The sequence below is a fragment of the Aeromonas sp. MR7 genome, from assembly GCF_963899385.1.
Taxonomy (GTDB): domain Bacteria; phylum Pseudomonadota; class Gammaproteobacteria; order Enterobacterales; family Aeromonadaceae; genus Aeromonas; species Aeromonas bestiarum.
The window spans coordinates 97,408-113,090 of the sequence record NZ_CAWQXH010000021.1; the positions used below are offsets into that span (position 1 = coordinate 97,408).

Here is a 15,683-nt window from a genome sequence, read left to right on the forward strand (position 1 = left end):
TAGCCCCCTCCTCGCCTCCCCTTGCAGGACAAAAGTCCTGTTGCCCCGATCGAGATCCCAGTTCCGGCAACTTCTCCGAGGCCACCCCCACTCGCCCCCCTTCGCCACCGCTCAGCGGCCCTTAATCAGCCCTGCCCCTGCGGCAAACGCCCCGTCACCCGCTCAGCGATAACGCCCCGGTGTGCGCGCCAAAAAGCGCGGGGGGCCTGATGGCCCCCCGCAAACACACCGAATGAGAAAATGCCTTACTTGGCGGCGCTATCCTTCACGCACTTCTGGACAAAGCTGTTCTTGGCCGCGCCGGCCAGTTTCTTGTCGGCCGCCGCCTTCTCGCACTTGGCCGCCGGATCCATCGCCGCCCCCGTCTTCACGCACTTCTGGATAAAGCTGTTCTTGGCCGCACCGGCCAGCTTCTTGTCAGCCGCCGCTTTCTCGCATTCGCCCGTCTTGGCGCCGGCGGCATCTTTCACGCACTTGCCCACAAAGCTGGTCTTGGCGGCGCCCGCCAGTTTTTTGGCCGCGGCCTGCGCCTCGCACTGCAACTGGGCAGCGTCGTTGGCAAAGACCGGATTGGCCAGCAGCACGCTGCCGCAGAGCAGGCCGAACAGGATGGCAATACGCTTCATATAACGTTCCTTATTGTGATGTGTTGGCATGGTGATCTGTTTGCACGGCGATGGTTTGCAAATAGCTGTTATTGCAACAGCTGATTGTTGCCGCAGATCCCCCGCCTCGCCAGCAAGGGACACGGAGCACAGGGCACCATAGCCCGCACTATAGCGCCGATTGGCTAAGTGGGATTCTCCCCGGCCAGTTACACCTCAACAGCAAGCCATCCCCCTCTTCTCCGCGATGCTCGCCAACACCAATAAAATCAAGGGTCATGGGAATCCAGTTCCCTGCCACAGCGATTTCTTGAGCCAGCGCATAAAACGCAGATATTCCTGATAGTTACGTCAATTTTTGACTGGTGAGACCAGATTCGATTGGCTTAACATAGCCATCCGGTGCCTATTGCTGCGATGGGCTGCTGCCCTCGCTGGTCAATAGAGCATATTGGAAGTTGTAATCCACGGGCGGTAGCGGGATTTTTATTAGTAAAGACCATAATATTAGGAGTTTTGAGCATGCAATAATTAGAGCGTTCGAACTGTGATGTACGAAGCCTTAAAACATACATGTATTATATTTATCTAAAGAAAATATTTGTATTATATTATTTATCGACTGGCATCACCAACTTAAATTATATTTAATTTTCTTTTTAAAGGGGAATAGCAACAATGCATGAGTAGTATTTATACAATTCGATCATTTATATGATTTTTTGAAGTTACTCTAACCACCCGCTTTTCACTTAGCAAATAACCAAAATGAACATAGAAAGCCAAGAGTGTAAAAATATGAGTTTTGAAAAATTTGATGATAAGATAGGCATTGATGGATACTATAAATTAATCAGAGATTGCTTTTTCCCAAATAGTACCGAAAACAGCTTTGATATTTCAGGGTTTTCTGCTGAAGAATTCATTTATAGAAAAGGAACTATATTCTCAAGAGTTAGAAAAATCAGTCATGATGATGCTATTAAATTTCATTATGGCGATATAGAAATTAACGATTTTTATCCACCTAAACCCACAATAGTCAACGTACCCATAGGAAGATTCAATAAGAAAAACAATCCTGTTCTTTATGTTGCTGATAATCCAGATATTGCAATAAAAGAATGTGAGATCATTGATGGTGATTATTATTTACTTACTTTTCTAAAGCTTAGGAAGGATATGTGCTTTCTTAAAATAGGGCAGCATGATACAGATCATCGTTCGCAGATTATTTTTAAGTTACTGAGTACAAAAGATAAAAAGTTTTACCCTTTAATAAACTTGATTTATTCAGATTTTTTATGCTTTGAAAAGCACCATGGTATTGCATATGACTCTACTAAAGTAACAGAATTACATGCCAATGATAACCTTAGCGACATGAAATCCATACTTAATATTGCCATCAAAAATGAAAATTTTGTCGATGTCGGGCTAGATACATCACTTCTAGCGCATATGCACAATGGTCACGCTCGCTATCACTCCATATTCACCCGATTAAGCAATAAGAAAAGAAATAAAATAAAATGCATTAATTATCTTGGAAACAAAAAATCATTTATCGATAGTTTTATGAAGACAGAGGTTAGAATGCACAACGAAAAGTATAAAAACAAACTACTTCTGGAGAAGGGGCATTTCCAAAAGTTTGATGGCATCCCAATAAAGTTGACAATAAAAAAATAAGCTAAGATTAAAAATCATTAATCTGAACTAATTCACTCTGCATCTTCTAGGTGCAGGGTTTCACTCAGATGTAAAAATGGGAGCACAATTTAGGATACACTCACTTCCTTAGCCCACAGATGCAACACATCCTTTCTAACCAATACTCCCTTTCAAGCCCCACTCAGGCAACAAAGGAAACCAGCAACAGCAAATATCTAGGACACCGAAAATATCTAGGAAAAATATCTAGAAAATATCTAGGACACCCACCTTTCTGAGCCACTGACTATCTCTGCAATCATGAATACTGACCCCAAGGAAACAGTAACAATCGGGCAAACGAGCGGTTTTTGCCTGACAGATCACTTGTACAAACATGGCAATGCCTGACACCGGAACATATGCAAAAAACGGGGAGAAGACAGGGGCTAACGGATTAGTAAGGTGGCTGATGACATCGTTGTTGACCACAGTGGTGGGCGAACTGCTGACAATGTGCCTTGTCTCCCACAACTCTGATCCCTTGTCGCCTAAACAGGGTCACCTGTTTCAGCCATCGGGCACCATCAAGGCCCAACCGCACCAAGATTGGGGCCAGGCGGGCCGGAATATAACCCCGCTTGTCGGTCCGAATTGCACGGCCGGTCCAGTCAACCAGCATCAGATAGTCAGTGAAGACATAGGGCAGGCCGTCAGGTTCGCACTTACTGGCAAACGGCAGCAATAGTGGTGGCAAAACATCGGTGCCGGGATCTTTCTCGAGACGCTGTTTGATACTGGTGTAATCGCTCTGCTCGGGCCGGTCGGTCAATCCAGCCCGTATCGGGTTGAGGTCCACATACGCCATGCAGGCGAGCAGGGCCGACTCGGTCAGCAAAGCCTGGCTTTTGAAGCGCCCTTCCCAGAAATGGCCCTTGCAGCCATCTTCCCGATTGGCCTGCCGTGCCAGGTTTTCATTGAGCAGCCGCACAAACCAGCTGATGGAGTGAAGCCGCTCGCGCCACTCCCCTATCAGCTGCTGCACTACAACCAGCTCGGGCTCAATCAGGGGTTCCCCCTGGTACCAGCGCCGTACCAGCAGCGGCCATTGGAACAGGGCAGCCCAGCGCTCGGCTATCTCCCGCTCGTTCCAGTTGGTGGCCGTATCAGGCTCAACCTTGAGCACCAGGTGGTAGTGATTGTTCATCACCGCATAAGCGCAGACGCCGATGGCAAACAGTCGCGACAGCTGGCCCAGCTTGTCAACCACCCACTGGCGCCGATGCTCGTAACTCTGGCCAGAATGAACATCTTCCCCACACAGAAAAGCCCGCCGTACACAGCGACTGACCACATGGTAATAAGGCGTATCCTGCAAGCTGATCTGACGTGAACGGGCAATGGTCATGGCTCACCCCTCGACAGTGACCTCTCATCTCAAGCCAAGTACAGCACTGCGCCGCTGTCAAAAAGGTGGGTGTCCCAATTTGAACCTCCCAATTTGAACCACCAATTTGAAAAAGTCGTACAACGCCCCCGCCTCTCTGGTTGGTTGTCTTGACGGTGCTTTATGCTTGCCATATGGAAACCACCTTACGTATGATGCCAAACGGCACCACTTTTGGGGCATACTGTTTTCTCGAGACCCAGGCTGCCGCTTTGAATCATCACCCACCTTTTCAATAAACAGTGAGCCCTTATGAATGTTCGCTATTGCGCCCTGCTGGCGTGCTGTCTGCCACTGGTAACTCATGCAGAGATCGCTGCCCCCTATCAACTTGACGCCGGAAAGGTGGTCTTCAAACCCTATGGCAATCAACCAGGGACACAGCTGGCCGGAGCTGTGCCGACAGACTTTGATGTCACATATCGCAACGATGATTTCAGTATTGCCCTCTCACAGGGGCGCTATTTTTGTAACGCACAGCCACTGCCTGACAGTTTCGATATCAATACTGCCAAGGCGCTTGGCAGCTTCCTGCTGAGCGGGCAGCAGGCCTATGCCTATTGCGAGCAAATCAAGGTGCCTGTCAATACAGCCGCGTTTGCATTGCTCGACCACCCTTTCGCGAGTGACGGGCGCCATGTCTTTCTCGTCACCGGCGAACTGCTCGAGGGGGCAGATCCCAAGCACCTGAAGACGGCCCATGGCCAGGCCGCCGACCAGCACCACTACTACTATGTGGCCGAACAGACCAAGGTCATTCCCCACAAGGGCAAAGTCGCGCTGTACGACGTCTGCCAAGGGTGGGCCAAGATTGATGGCACTCTCTATTTCGAGGGGGAAGCCCAACAAGAGGTGGATGCCACCAGTTTCCACTGCCTGAACTTCTCTTCGGCCGTGACCAAAGACGGCTTCTACAGCGGCAACCAGCGGATCGCGCCCCTGCCAAAAGGGGTCGACAGCGACCTTATCAAACCTCTGCAGGAGAACTTCGTCACCGATGGCACACGCGTTTGGTATGTGAACGTCCAGCCGACCGAACTGCAAGGGGTCAACCTGGCCGCAGCCAAGGTGGAATACGACCAGCTCAGCGATGGTGTGCATAACTGGGATTGCAGTGTTCACGACGATCTGGGCAACCCCAGCTGTGAAAAAACGGCCGTGGAATAACTTGCTCCCGATGTCTGGTTGCTCTCGACCTCAACGCAGAAAACAAAAATCCCCCGATATCGGGGGATTTTTTATGGCTGCCATTCAGCACCCAGCTATCTTGCTTAACCAGTCTTACTCAATCAGAAGCGCTCTTAACCGGGCAAACTCCGCCGGCAGGTTGTGGGACAAGAGCGGCAGGACGGCGTGCTTGGCGAGCGGGCCGGGCAGCGGCACGTCCAGCCCCAGGATCGCGTCCACCGACTCCTTGAATTTGGCCGGATGAGCGGTGCACAGGAACACCCCCACCTCATCTTCACCGAGCTGCTCGTTCAGCAGATCCCAGGCGATGGCGCCGTGGGGCTCGCACAGGTAATCCAGCTGGTGCAGGCGTTTGAGCGCATCGCGGGTCTGAGCGTCGTCACGCATGCCCGAGCCCAGGGTTTCCAGCGCCCAGCCGTTGCGGCGACACAGCTCCTCTACCCTAGGCCAGTTGTTGGGGCGGCTCACATCCATGGCGTTGGAGAGGGTCGCGACCGTCTGGTGCGGCTCCCACTGGCCGGTTTTGAGGTAGCGCGGCACAGTGTCGTTGGCGTTGGTGGCGGCGATAAAGCGCTTCACCGGCAGCCCCAGCGCCTTGGCAATCAGCCCTGCGGTCAGGTTGCCGAAGTTTCCGGACGGCACGCTGATGACCGCCTTGGCGCGACTTGCTTTTAACAACTGGGTCACGGTTTAGACAAGAAAGCGAGAGTCCTAATTCTTCTTTTGAGTAAAAAGACGGCCCATATAAAAATCAAGCAAAGATAAATGTTTCAACACCCATATGGAGCACATTCCAGGGCTCATATGGGATAGAGTATGTGCTCTTTTTTATTCGAGATTGAATTATATGAAACGCGCTTTCTTCGCCGCTCTAGCCATTATCTCCACTTCAGCCGCAGCCGAGCAACCACCGACCTCTCATTTGATCACATTGGAGTATCAACGGATAATTTCCGGATGTCAGATGTATCGTCTCAATACCCCTGAAGGTGCTCACTTGCTGATTGGCCATAACTTCAACGATACCGGCTCCAATGCGGAAGGTGGCGCCTCTGCTGGCAGGATCGGTATGTCAGCTGCCATGTATTCAGACCCTAAATATCGCAGTTATTTACTGCGCGGCACTAATGAACTCTATCAACCAGCTACTAGCGATTCCCATACCTTCATGACGATCTCAGTAGAGGCTAGCTCGTCGCCAAATAATTTCATGCTCACTCAAGTGAAAAACATAGAAAAAGCAACACCCTATTACGGTGGCAACACTCAACTCTCCATGAACTTCTACGATGAAAAAGATTACCCGAAATACACCAATCCCATGCCAAAATATCTCTCATTGTGTGGCACTAATGTAGCTTCTTTCGAGCCACTCACCGAACACCGACTCTCAATTGACACCAAATCTGCAATTATCAAAGTGAAATATGCACTATTCAATCAACCAACACAGCAAAAAGCGACCAATGACCTGGCTGGAGAGATTCAGCTGCTCTGGAACAATAGTGACAACACTGATAGTTTGACCCGCCAGCATAAATTTACTCAGATTGCCCGGGCAGAAAAATTCAATAAATCACAAGATCAGAAATTTGTAACGTTGGCACGCCTAGGTATCAATGATGACCGCTATATCGATATCAACTCGGAAAAAAATCCTCTGATCCCCGGCAAAGAGTATGTCTACAGAATTCAATACTGCGATGGTTATGACTTCTGTGAAGATGGCGTTCAAGCCATTGGAAAATCCAATTAATCACAGCCTACTATCGAAGTTTCAAGAGAAAAGAAGAGCCCTTGGTGGGCTCTTCTTTGTATAACTACATCGCTCCACGCCTCGTAGACGATCTCTTGTAATGCGGCCATGAGGTCCCCTACTGACGGTCCGTTGCAACAGCCAAGCATGCCTCCAACAATGCTGTGCCATAGGAGTTATCTATGGTGCAGCGCCACTCCCCACCAAGATCCTTTCGAAACACATAGGTGGCGCGGCGGGTTTCATCAGTCAGGCCCCTTTGACCATCCGGGTAATTGAGCCAGGTCTCCATGATCACCAGGGCATTATCGGCCCCTTCTATCACCTCCATGGCACCCTGGGTGACCTGGAGCCGGCCCTGAAAATGGTCCGAGATGGCCCCGAAGGCGCGGCGGATGGCGGGAATGCCGCGCACCACCATGCCGGGTTTGACCACCAGGGCGGCGTCCTCGGCGTAGAAGGCCATCAGGGCATCGAAGTCGCACCGGGAGATGGCGGTGTCGTAGGTCTCGATAAGCGCGCGTAGTGGATGCTGGCTCATAACTGTGCTCCTTAGAAGCTGTTCACGCTCTTACTGCGAGGCCGTGAATAGGTTCTTAATCCGATGCGGTTTCCCCGCCGGAGGCTGAAAACAAACATCCCCCGAAGCCGGGGGATGTTTGTTAAGTGCTTAACCGAGCAGGAAGGCCCTTAGGCGAGCAAACTCCGCCGGCAGGTTATGGGACAAGAGCGGCAGCACGGCGTGCTTGGCGAGCGGGCCGGGCAGCGGCACATCGAGACCCAGGATCTCGTCCACCGACGCCTTGAACTTGGCGGGATGGGCGGTGCAGAGGAAGACCCCCACTTCATCTTCAGCCAGCTGTTCGCCCAGCAGATCCCAGGCGATGGCGCCGTGGGGCTCGCACAGGTAATCCAGCTGATGCAGGCGCTTGAGGGCAGCGCGGGTCTGGGCGTCGTCACGCATGCCTGACCCCAAGGTTTCCAGCGCCCAGCCTTCGCGGCGGCAAAGCTCTTCGACCCGCGGCCAGTTGTTGGGGCGGCTCACGTCCATGGCATTCGACAGAGTTGCCACAGTCTGGTGCGGCTCCCACTGGCCGGTTTTGAGGTAGCGCGGCACAGTGTCGTTGGCGTTGGTGGCGGCGATAAAGCGCTTCACCGGCAGCCCCAGCGCCTTGGCAATCAGCCCTGCGGTCAGGTTGCCAAAGTTGCCGGACGGCACGCTGATGACTGCCTTGGCGCGGTCGGCTGTTGGCAGCTGGGCCAGGGCTTCGAAGTAGTAGCAAACCTGGGCCAGCAGGCGGCTGATGTTGATGGAATTGGCGGAGTTCAGACCGATGGCCTTTTTCAGCGCCTCGTCATCGAAGGCATCTTTCACCAGCGCCTGACAGGCATCGAAGTCACCGTCGATGGCGATGGTGCGGATATTGCCGCCCAGGGTGCAGAACAGCGCCTCCTGCAAGGGGCTGATCTTGCCCTTGGGGTAGAGAATGACCACCTCAATCCCCTCCAGCCCGTAGAAGGCGTGGGCCACGGCGGCGCCTGTGTCACCGGAAGTGGCGGTGAGTATGGTGATCTTGTCATTGGTTCTGAACGCAGCCAGACACTGGGCCATAAAGCGGCCACCGAAGTCCTTGAACGCCAGGGTCGGGCCGTGGAACAGCTCCAGGGCATAGGTGCCGTCATTGAGCTTCACCAGGGGCGCCGGGAAGGTGAAGGCGGCGTCGATCAACTCACTCACTTTAGCGGCAGGTACTTCGTCCCCCAGCAGGTGGCTGATGATGCGAGCGGAGCGCTCGGCCAGCGGCAAGTCCAGCAGGGCATCCACGTCTGCCAGAGGCGCAATCACCTCGGGGAAGAAGAGCCCCTGCTCGCGGCCCAGACCCTGGCGCACGGCCTGGGCGAAGCTGACCTGTTCACTCTTGTCCTTGATATTGTAAAGATTCATAGCTCGCTTCCTGTTACCCGTGCCCCGGCCATGTCCAGTTTGCAGACCCGGGCAAATCCATCTTCGTTCTGCACAAAATGTGCGTCCATCCAATCCTTCATCCGCTCGGCCTGGACCAGATCCTTCATCACCACGAAGACGCTGGGGCCCGAGCCTGAGATGCCGGTGGCCAGGGCCCCATTCTGGGCCGCCTGGGCCCGCACCTCGTTGAAACCTTCGATAAGCGCCGCGCGGTAGGGTTCGGCAATCACATCTTTGAGTACGCTGGCCGCCAATCCCTCCTGACCTGTGTAGCTGGCGTGCACGAAGGCCGCTAGGCGGCGGCCATAGGTGAGGCAGTCCTGGCGGCGATACTGGGCCGGCAGTATGGCGCGGGCGGCAGCGGTGGAGACGACTGTGCCCGGGTAGCAGACCACCCAGTACCACTGCTCGAACACCGGAATGCCCTGGCTGATAACGCCGTGCTCTTCCAGCACCAGCTGCATGCCGCCCAGATAGCAGGGGGCCACGTTGTCGTAATGAACGGAGCCGGAGATCTTGCCTTCCATCTCCCCCATCAGCAGCAGCAAGTCGTGCTCATTGAGCGGCGCGCCGTGGAAGGCGTTGAGGCCTTCGAGTGCCGCCACCACGCTGCAGGCGCTGGAGCCGAGGCCCGAGCCCACCGGCAGGTTCTTCTCCAACACCATTTCGAGCGGCTTGAGTTTGATGCCGCGCTTCTCCAGCGCCTCGCCATAGGCCACCCAGCAATCGTAGAGGATGTTCTTCTTGGGATCATCCGGCAGCTTGTGGGCGTAACGGCCCACGGAAGAGAGGGCAAATGCCACGTCAGCCGCCTTCACCTGGACGCGATCCCCCAACAGGGAACCATCCACGGGGGCGAGCGCCGCCCCCAGTACATCGAATCCCACGCTCAGGTTGGCGCTGGAGGCGGGGGCATAGGCCACCACGCTGCCGCTCTGGTACATGTCTGAACTCATGCTTACAACTCCTGCTTCCAGTTCTGGGTGCGCAGCACGTCGGCAAAGACGCCGGCTGCGGTCACTTCGGTACCGGCGCCATAGCCGCGCAGCACCAGGGGGATGGGCTGGTAGTAGGTGGAGAAGAAGGCGAGCGCGTTCTCCCCGTCCTTGACCTTGAACAGCGGCTCATCGGCGCCGACCGCCTTGATGGCGACCTTGCACTTGCCACCCTCGATGGAGCCCACGTAGCGCAGCACCTTGCCTTCTCGCTGGGCTGCCGCGAACTGGTCTCGGAACCAGCCATCGGCCTCTGGCAGGCGGGCCATAAAGGCTTCCACGTCGCCGCTCACGTCAAAGCCCGGCGGCAGTGCCTGCTCTACCTCGACATCGGAGAGTTCCAGCGCCATGCCGGCCTCGCGGGCCAGGATCAAGAGCTTGCGGGCCACGTCCATGCCGTTGAGATCGTCGCGCGGATCCGGCTCGGTGAAGCCGTTGCCGCGGGCAATCTTGGTCGCCTCGGAGAAAGCCATGCCCTCATCCAGCTTGCCGAAGATGAAAGAGAGTGAACCGGACAGCACGCCATCGAAGGCGCGCAGCTTGTCGCCGGCCTTGATGAGGTTTTGCAGGTTCTCGATGACCGGCAGACCGGCGCCGACGTTGGTCTCGTACAGGAACTTGCGACGAGTCTGACGAGCGGTGCGGCGCAGCGCCTTGTAGTAATCGAGCGACCCTGTGTTGGCCTTCTTGTTCGGGGTAACCACGTGGAAACCGGCGGCGAGGAAGTCAGCGTATTGGACGGCGATGGCCTCGCTGGAGGTGCAATCGACGATCACCGGGTTGATGAGGTGGCTCTCTTCCACCAGCTTTTGCACCGCTTCCAGGCTGAAGCTGTCACGGGCTTCCATCAGCTGTTCACGCCAGTTGGCGAGATTCAGCCCGTCCTTGTTGACCGCCATCTGGCGGCTGTTGGCGATGCCCACCACCCGCAGGCCTGTGCCCTGCTCGGCCAATACCGGCTGCTGGCGGGCAATCTGATCCACCAGGGCTGCGCCGACACCGCCGACGCCGACCACGAACAAGTCGATGAACTGCTGGCTGCCGAAGAAGTTCTGGTGGCAGGCCTTGATGGCTTCGGCCACCTTGCGATCCCGCACCACCGCAGAGATGGAGCGCTCGCTCGAACCCTGGGCAATGGCGACGATGTTGATGGAGGCTTGTGCCAGCGAGGTGAAGAAGCGTGCCGCCATCCCCTTGGAGGTGCGCATGCCGTCACCGATGAGGGAGATGATGGCGAGATCTGTCATGATCTCGAGCGGATCCAGCAGCTGGTTCTTGAATTCGAGCTCGAACTCGCGCTCCAGCACCTTGCGGGTCTTGTCGCTGTCATAGCTGTGGATACAGAAGCTGACGCTGTACTCGGAGGATGACTGGGTGATGAGGACTATGCTGACCCCGGCGCGGGAGACGGCAGAGAAGATCCGGCCGGCCATGCCCACCATGCCCTTCATGCCGGGGCCGGAGACGTTGAACATGCACATGCCGGAGAGATCCGAGATGGCTTTCACCTTCAGGTCGTCATCCCCCTGCTCGACGCCAATCAAGGTGCCCGGCCCCTGCGGGTTGAAGCTGTTCTTGATGAGGCAGGGAATGTGGAACTGGGCCACGGGGGCTATGGTTTTCGGGTGCAGTACCTTGGCACCGAAGTAGGAAAGCTCCATCGCCTCTTTATAGGAGAGGGTTTTCAGCAGGTAGGCGTCCGGCACCAGACGGGGATCGCAGTTGTAGCAACCTTCCACGTCGGTCCAGATCTCGCAGCACTCGGCATCGACGCAGGCGGCCAGCACAGCGGCTGAGTAATCCGACCCATTGCGGCCCAGCAGCACGGTTTCGCCCTTGTCGCTGCCGCCGGTGAAGCCCGGCATCAGGTAGAGACAATCGGAACGCAGCCCCTTGGCGGCGAAGCGCAGGCGGGAGGCCTCGATGTCGACGTGGGCTTCCAGATAGCCGCCGTCGGTGGCCAGCAGTTGCTCCGGCACTATGATATCCAGCTCGAGGCCGCGCACTCGCAGCAACTCGTGCATGAAGGCGATGGAGAGGTTCTCGCCACGGCTCAGGATGCGGGCCTGTACGTTGTCCGGGCAGAGCCCCAGCAGCCTTATGCCCTGCATCAGTCGCTCTACCTGATCCAGCTCGGCGGTGAGACGAGCCTGCAGCGCCTTGTCGTCCAGCGCCGGATAGGCTGCCTTCAAGCCGGCCAGCAGGCGAGAGAAGATGCCGTTGATTTCAAACAGGGTGGAACTGGCATCCATGCCGCGACTGGTCTGCTCCACCAGGGCGACCAGGTGATTGGTCACCTTGGCCGGTGCCGACAGCACCAGGGCAACCTGGGATTGGCCGTGGGTATTGACCGCGATATCGGCTACCCGTAAAAAACGCTCTGCGTCGGCCAGTGACGACCCGCCAAACTTCAACACTCTCATCGCTTATCTCCCTGTGAACCCTGCAAATTGATCTGAAAACGGTCTAAAAACAACTCAACAAAAAGGCCCGTACTGGGTGGGTACGGGCCTTTTTTGATTTCTGTGCTTGTTCGTCAGCGCATCAACCGGCCCCAGTGCCACCTGTGGTGGTACCGGTAATAATGGTGGTGGTGATGACGTTGGTGAATGACTGCATGACGAACACTCTTGAACGAAGCTGGCTTTTAGCAATACCGCGCCGACAGCAAGGCTGTCAACCTAAACCTCTTTGCCGAGTTTGCGGGCGAGGTCTTTACAGAGCAGATGCAGCATATTCAAATCCCGCTGTGGCAGCATGGGCACTCGGTCCATTACCCATTGATGCAGTTTTTCATCCTGATAAACCCCGAGTTCACCAAGTATTTCTGCTGTTTTGTGTTTCAGTACACGAACCTGCCCGGCGTTATCAAAATTTTCTGCTATAGCCTGCGGCTCATCCAGCAACTGGCTCATCTCGTAGGCATACAGCATGATCGCCTGCCCCAGGTTCAGCGACGGGTAACTCACCTTGAGCGGCAGATAGCTCAGCAGGTCGGCGTGGGCCAGCTGCTCATTGGAGAGGCCCGACTCCTCACAGCCAAACACGATGGCGACCTTGCCGAGCGAGGGCTTGACGCGGATCTGCTCGCGGATCTCCCCCGGGGTGAGGTAGTGCTGATAGCGGCCGCGCTGGCGGGCCGTGGTGGCGATCACCAGATCCATGTCGGCAAGCGCCTCCGGCAGGGTGTCGAATGCCTCGGCGTTGGTCAAAATGTCCTGCGCCCCGTGGGCTACCCAGCTCGCCTCCTCCTCTTCGTGTACCCGGCTCGCCACCAGTCGCATGGCATCGAAGCCCATGGTTTTCATGGCGCGGGCAGCGGCCCCGACATTGGGTGCCCGGGCAGGCGCCACCAGCACAAAATAGAGTTTCATTGGGTTTCCTCTTGGGCAGGCCGACCGCTCGAACAGGCGGTAAATGGTCGGCAAAACAGGGGCGCAATCTACCGTTTATCCCCCGAAATTGCCACTTGAACAGACGTTTGAATGTTGCCATAGTGGCCAGACGTGTGAACAAACTGCCAGCCATTCTCGGCATGAATGCCGCGAGTGATTGAGCGCTTGCAGGGCAAGGACAGGACGACAGACCAGCCCCGGACTCAGCCGCCATACCGGCCGACACATCACAAGGAAGAGAGAGATGCAGCAGCCATTGGAACAGGCCGTCGCCGAGACTATCTTGCAACGCTTCGAGTCGTTTTACAGCCGCTTTCTCGAGATAACCCAGGGCAGCAAGAGCCGCTTCGAGAACAGCGACTGGCTGGGAGTGCAGCTCGCCGGGCGCGAGCGCATTCGCCTCTACGATCACCACGTGGGCGCCACCACGGCCCTGATCAAGCAGATGATGGGGGAGCATCACGCCACTCAGGAGCTGCTCAAGCGGGTAAAGGGCGCCTTCAGCGATCTGTTGCCCCGCTGTGACAACTTCGAGGTGGCGGAGTCCTTCTTCAACTCCGTCTATCGCCGCATCTTCCGCCATCGCAACATTCGCGACGAGAACCTCTACATCCACCCGTTTCGCAGCCGGGGAGAGCATCCCGACTTGAGCGCCCTGCTGCGGGTCTATCGCACCGATCTGGCCCACCTGCCGCAGACCCTGAGCCAGATGCTGGGGGATTACAGCTTCACCCTCCCCAACGAGGACAAGCAGCGCGACATTGTCGACATCCACCGCCATCTTGCCGAGAACGGCCCGCAGATCCTGCATGAAGAGCCGTTCGCCATCGAGCTGCTCAAAGAGGTGTTCTACCGCAACAAGGGCGCCTATCTGGTGGGGCTTATTCGGGTGAAGGGGCAAGTATTCCCCTTCATTCTGCCGCTGCTCAGCACAGGCCAGAGCATCTATGTGGATACCGTCATCTTCGAGCCGGAGCTGGCCTCCATCGTATTCGGTTTCGCCCGCGCCTACTTCATGGTCTATGCCCCTGTGCCGGCGCTGTTTGTGGTGTTTCTGCGCCAGATCATGCCCCACAAGCCCGATTACGAGATCTACAACGCCATCGGCTGCCAGAAGCACGGCAAGACAGAGCTCTATCGCCACTATCAGCAGCACCTGGCCCAGAGCCGGGAGCAGTTCATCATAGCCCCCGGCATCAAGGGGATGGTGATGAGCGTGTTCACCCTCCCCTCCTATGACGTTGTGTTCAAGGTGATAAAAGACGAGTTCACCCCGCCCAAGGACGTGAGCCACGAGCAGGTGAAGGCCAAGTACCGGCTGGTAAAACAGCACGATAGGGTGGGCCGCATGGCCGACACCCAGGAGTTCACCAACTTCGAGTTTCCCCTGGATCGCATCTCGCCCGAGCTGCTGGCCGAGCTCAAGACGGTGGCTCCCTCGGCGCTCACCATCACCAGTGACAAGCTGGTGATCAAGCACCTCTACACAGAGCGCAAGATGATCCCGCTCAACCTCTATCTGGACAAGGCGGACGAGCAGCAGACCCGGCTCGCTCTGGAGGAGTACGGCAACGCCATCAAACAGCTGGCGGCGGCCAACATCTTCCCCGGCGACATGCTGTTCAAGAACTTCGGCGTCACCCGCCACGGCCGGGTGGTCTTCTACGACTACGACGAGATCTGCTACATGACGGAGTGCAACTTCCGCCAGATCCCGCCACCGCGCTACCCGGAAGATGAATGGAGCGCCGAGCCCTGGTATTCGGTGGCCCCCAACGACATCTTCCCCGAGGAGTTCGCCACCTTCCTGCTGCAAAAGCCCCAGGTGCGGGAGATCATGATGCAGCTGCACAAGGAGATGTTCGACGCCAACTACTGGAAGATGCTGCAGAGCAACATCAAGGTGGGGGTGTTCGAGGATGTCTATCCCTATCGACGCAAGAAGCGCTTCAAGTTCCAGCGGGGGGGATGAGGATTAACTCTCGGCGCCTTGCCGGTGATTCAAGATGCGATGCATCTTGCGATGCTTGCTGGCACAAGCCGCAAAACAGCATTGAAAAAGGGACGCCGCGGCGTCCCTTGCTGATCGCGGCTGCCTGCGCATGCTACGACAGCCTCTGACAGGAATATCAGTTACTTGGCGGCCGGCATGGCATCGAAGGTGAGCAGCGCCACCTTGTTGGCATCACTCAGCACCAGCTGTTGGCCGCTGACCTTGAAGGTTGCCACCTTCTCCAGTTTCTGCAGATAGAGCATCTCCTTGCCGGCCAGATCGCCCATGCACATCATGCGGGTCGAGCCCATGGCCCCCAGCGTCAATACGCCGTCACCCTGCTGGGTGATGCCGCCAAAATAGCGGTTGCAGCCGCCCTTGCCCGCCACCTTGTCACCCGCAACCTGCAGGGTGAAGGTATCGCCGCTCGCCCCCTGCAGCTGCCAGGTGGAGGCTTGCAGTTGAGCCAGATTGGAACCAGTTGCCATGGCGCAGCCTCCCAGTGCCAGTGCGGCCAGCAGGGTCAGTTTCTTGTTCATGGGTTCACCTCTTGATGTGAGAGAAATAGGGGAAGGAAAGTGATGATGGTGGCCTGTTTATCATGAGTCGGCGACAGATTAAAACTGTTTTATTGTGATCTGGGTTGCCTTTACTAGCAGCTGGCATGTGCCATGCTTGTATTCCT

12 protein-coding genes and 1 pseudogene are annotated in these 15,683 nt (G+C 56.1%); 4 read left to right on the forward strand and 9 right to left on the reverse strand.

What is annotated here, in order from left to right:
- Positions 1-245: 245 nt before the first annotated feature.
- Complete coding sequence (locus tag AACW87_RS12250) at positions 246-626, reverse strand: hypothetical protein (protein ID WP_042065734.1); 381 nt, start codon at positions 624-626, stop codon at positions 246-248.
- A gap of 747 nt (positions 627-1,373) precedes the next feature.
- Between AACW87_RS12250 and AACW87_RS12255 the strand changes: the two genes are divergently transcribed.
- Positions 1,374-2,297: a hypothetical protein gene (locus AACW87_RS12255; protein WP_241325072.1), complete on the forward strand. Its 924-nt coding sequence runs from the start codon at positions 1,374-1,376 to the stop codon at positions 2,295-2,297.
- A gap of 418 nt (positions 2,298-2,715) precedes the next feature.
- On the opposite strand, the gene AACW87_RS12260 is transcribed toward AACW87_RS12255, so the two are convergent.
- Complete coding sequence (locus AACW87_RS12260) at positions 2,716-3,666, reverse strand: transposase (protein WP_241325073.1); 951 nt, start codon at positions 3,664-3,666, stop codon at positions 2,716-2,718.
- A gap of 291 nt (positions 3,667-3,957) precedes the next feature.
- Between AACW87_RS12260 and AACW87_RS12265 the strand changes: the two genes are divergently transcribed.
- Entirely contained in the window at positions 3,958-4,872 is a 915-nt protein-coding gene (locus AACW87_RS12265; RefSeq protein ID WP_241325074.1) for a DKNYY domain-containing protein, read from the forward strand.
- 114 nt (positions 4,873-4,986) lie between these two features.
- On the opposite strand, the pseudogene AACW87_RS12270 reads toward AACW87_RS12265, so the two are convergent.
- A pseudogene (locus AACW87_RS12270) lies at positions 4,987-5,580 on the reverse strand (threonine synthase); the annotation flags it as partial.
- A gap of 160 nt (positions 5,581-5,740) precedes the next feature.
- Between AACW87_RS12270 and AACW87_RS12275 the strand changes: the two are divergent.
- Positions 5,741-6,649: a hypothetical protein gene (locus AACW87_RS12275; protein ID WP_241325075.1), complete on the forward strand. Its 909-nt coding sequence runs from the start codon at positions 5,741-5,743 to the stop codon at positions 6,647-6,649.
- 118 nt (positions 6,650-6,767) lie between these two features.
- Here the strand turns inward: AACW87_RS12275 and AACW87_RS12280 are convergent, their stop codons facing one another.
- The 5 genes from AACW87_RS12280 to AACW87_RS12300 form a co-directional block, all read right to left on the reverse strand.
- Positions 6,768-7,190: a YybH family protein gene (locus AACW87_RS12280; RefSeq protein WP_241325076.1), complete on the reverse strand. Its 423-nt coding sequence runs from the start codon at positions 7,188-7,190 to the stop codon at positions 6,768-6,770.
- A 129-nt stretch (positions 7,191-7,319) separates the two neighbouring features.
- Positions 7,320-8,594, reverse strand: coding sequence for a threonine synthase (gene thrC / locus AACW87_RS12285; RefSeq protein ID WP_241325077.1), 1,275 nt, complete (start codon positions 8,592-8,594; stop codon positions 7,320-7,322).
- A complete protein-coding gene (gene thrB / locus AACW87_RS12290) occupies positions 8,591-9,571 on the reverse strand; it encodes a homoserine kinase (RefSeq protein WP_241325078.1) in 981 nt (326 codons plus the stop codon). Before thrB ends, thrC begins: the two co-directional genes overlap by 4 nt.
- A 2-nt stretch (positions 9,572-9,573) precedes the next feature.
- On the reverse strand, positions 9,574-12,033 hold the full coding sequence (gene thrA / locus AACW87_RS12295) for a bifunctional aspartate kinase/homoserine dehydrogenase I (protein ID WP_241325079.1): 2,460 nt from the start codon (positions 12,031-12,033) through the stop codon (positions 9,574-9,576).
- A 258-nt stretch (positions 12,034-12,291) separates the two neighbouring features.
- A complete protein-coding gene (locus AACW87_RS12300) occupies positions 12,292-12,984 on the reverse strand; it encodes a tRNA/rRNA methyltransferase (RefSeq protein WP_241325080.1) in 693 nt (230 codons plus the stop codon).
- Between the two features lie 265 nt (positions 12,985-13,249).
- Between AACW87_RS12300 and aceK the strand changes: the two genes are divergently transcribed.
- On the forward strand, positions 13,250-14,977 hold the full coding sequence (aceK, locus tag AACW87_RS12305) for a bifunctional isocitrate dehydrogenase kinase/phosphatase (RefSeq protein WP_241325081.1): 1,728 nt from the start codon (positions 13,250-13,252) through the stop codon (positions 14,975-14,977).
- 161 nt (positions 14,978-15,138) lie between these two features.
- Here the strand turns inward: aceK and AACW87_RS12310 are convergent, their stop codons facing one another.
- Entirely contained in the window at positions 15,139-15,537 is a 399-nt protein-coding gene (locus AACW87_RS12310; RefSeq protein WP_042871037.1) for an META domain-containing protein, read from the reverse strand.
- Positions 15,538-15,683 lie beyond the last annotated feature (146 nt).

Excerpts from the sequence above, each read along its gene's own strand:
- AACW87_RS12255 (WP_241325072.1), top strand. The coding sequence starts at position 1,374 with ATGAACATAGAAAGCCAAGAGTGTAAAAATATGAGTTTTGAAAAATTT.
- AACW87_RS12310 (WP_042871037.1), bottom strand. The coding sequence starts at position 15,537 with ATGAACAAGAAACTGACCCTGCTGGCCGCACTGGCACTGGGAGGCTGC.
- aceK (WP_241325081.1), top strand. The coding sequence starts at position 13,250 with ATGCAGCAGCCATTGGAACAGGCCGTCGCCGAGACTATCTTGCAACGC.
- AACW87_RS12275 (WP_241325075.1), top strand. The coding sequence starts at position 5,741 with ATGAAACGCGCTTTCTTCGCCGCTCTAGCCATTATCTCCACTTCAGCC.
- AACW87_RS12260 (WP_241325073.1), bottom strand. The coding sequence starts at position 3,666 with ATGACCATTGCCCGTTCACGTCAGATCAGCTTGCAGGATACGCCTTAT.
- thrA (WP_241325079.1), bottom strand. The coding sequence starts at position 12,033 with ATGAGAGTGTTGAAGTTTGGCGGGTCGTCACTGGCCGACGCAGAGCGT.
- AACW87_RS12250 (WP_042065734.1), bottom strand. The coding sequence starts at position 626 with ATGAAGCGTATTGCCATCCTGTTCGGCCTGCTCTGCGGCAGCGTGCTG.
- AACW87_RS12265 (WP_241325074.1), top strand. The coding sequence starts at position 3,958 with ATGAATGTTCGCTATTGCGCCCTGCTGGCGTGCTGTCTGCCACTGGTA.
- AACW87_RS12300 (WP_241325080.1), bottom strand. The coding sequence starts at position 12,984 with ATGAAACTCTATTTTGTGCTGGTGGCGCCTGCCCGGGCACCCAATGTC.
- thrB (WP_241325078.1), bottom strand. The coding sequence starts at position 9,571 with ATGAGTTCAGACATGTACCAGAGCGGCAGCGTGGTGGCCTATGCCCCC.
- thrC (WP_241325077.1), bottom strand. The coding sequence starts at position 8,594 with ATGAATCTTTACAATATCAAGGACAAGAGTGAACAGGTCAGCTTCGCC.
- AACW87_RS12280 (WP_241325076.1), bottom strand. The coding sequence starts at position 7,190 with ATGAGCCAGCATCCACTACGCGCGCTTATCGAGACCTACGACACCGCC.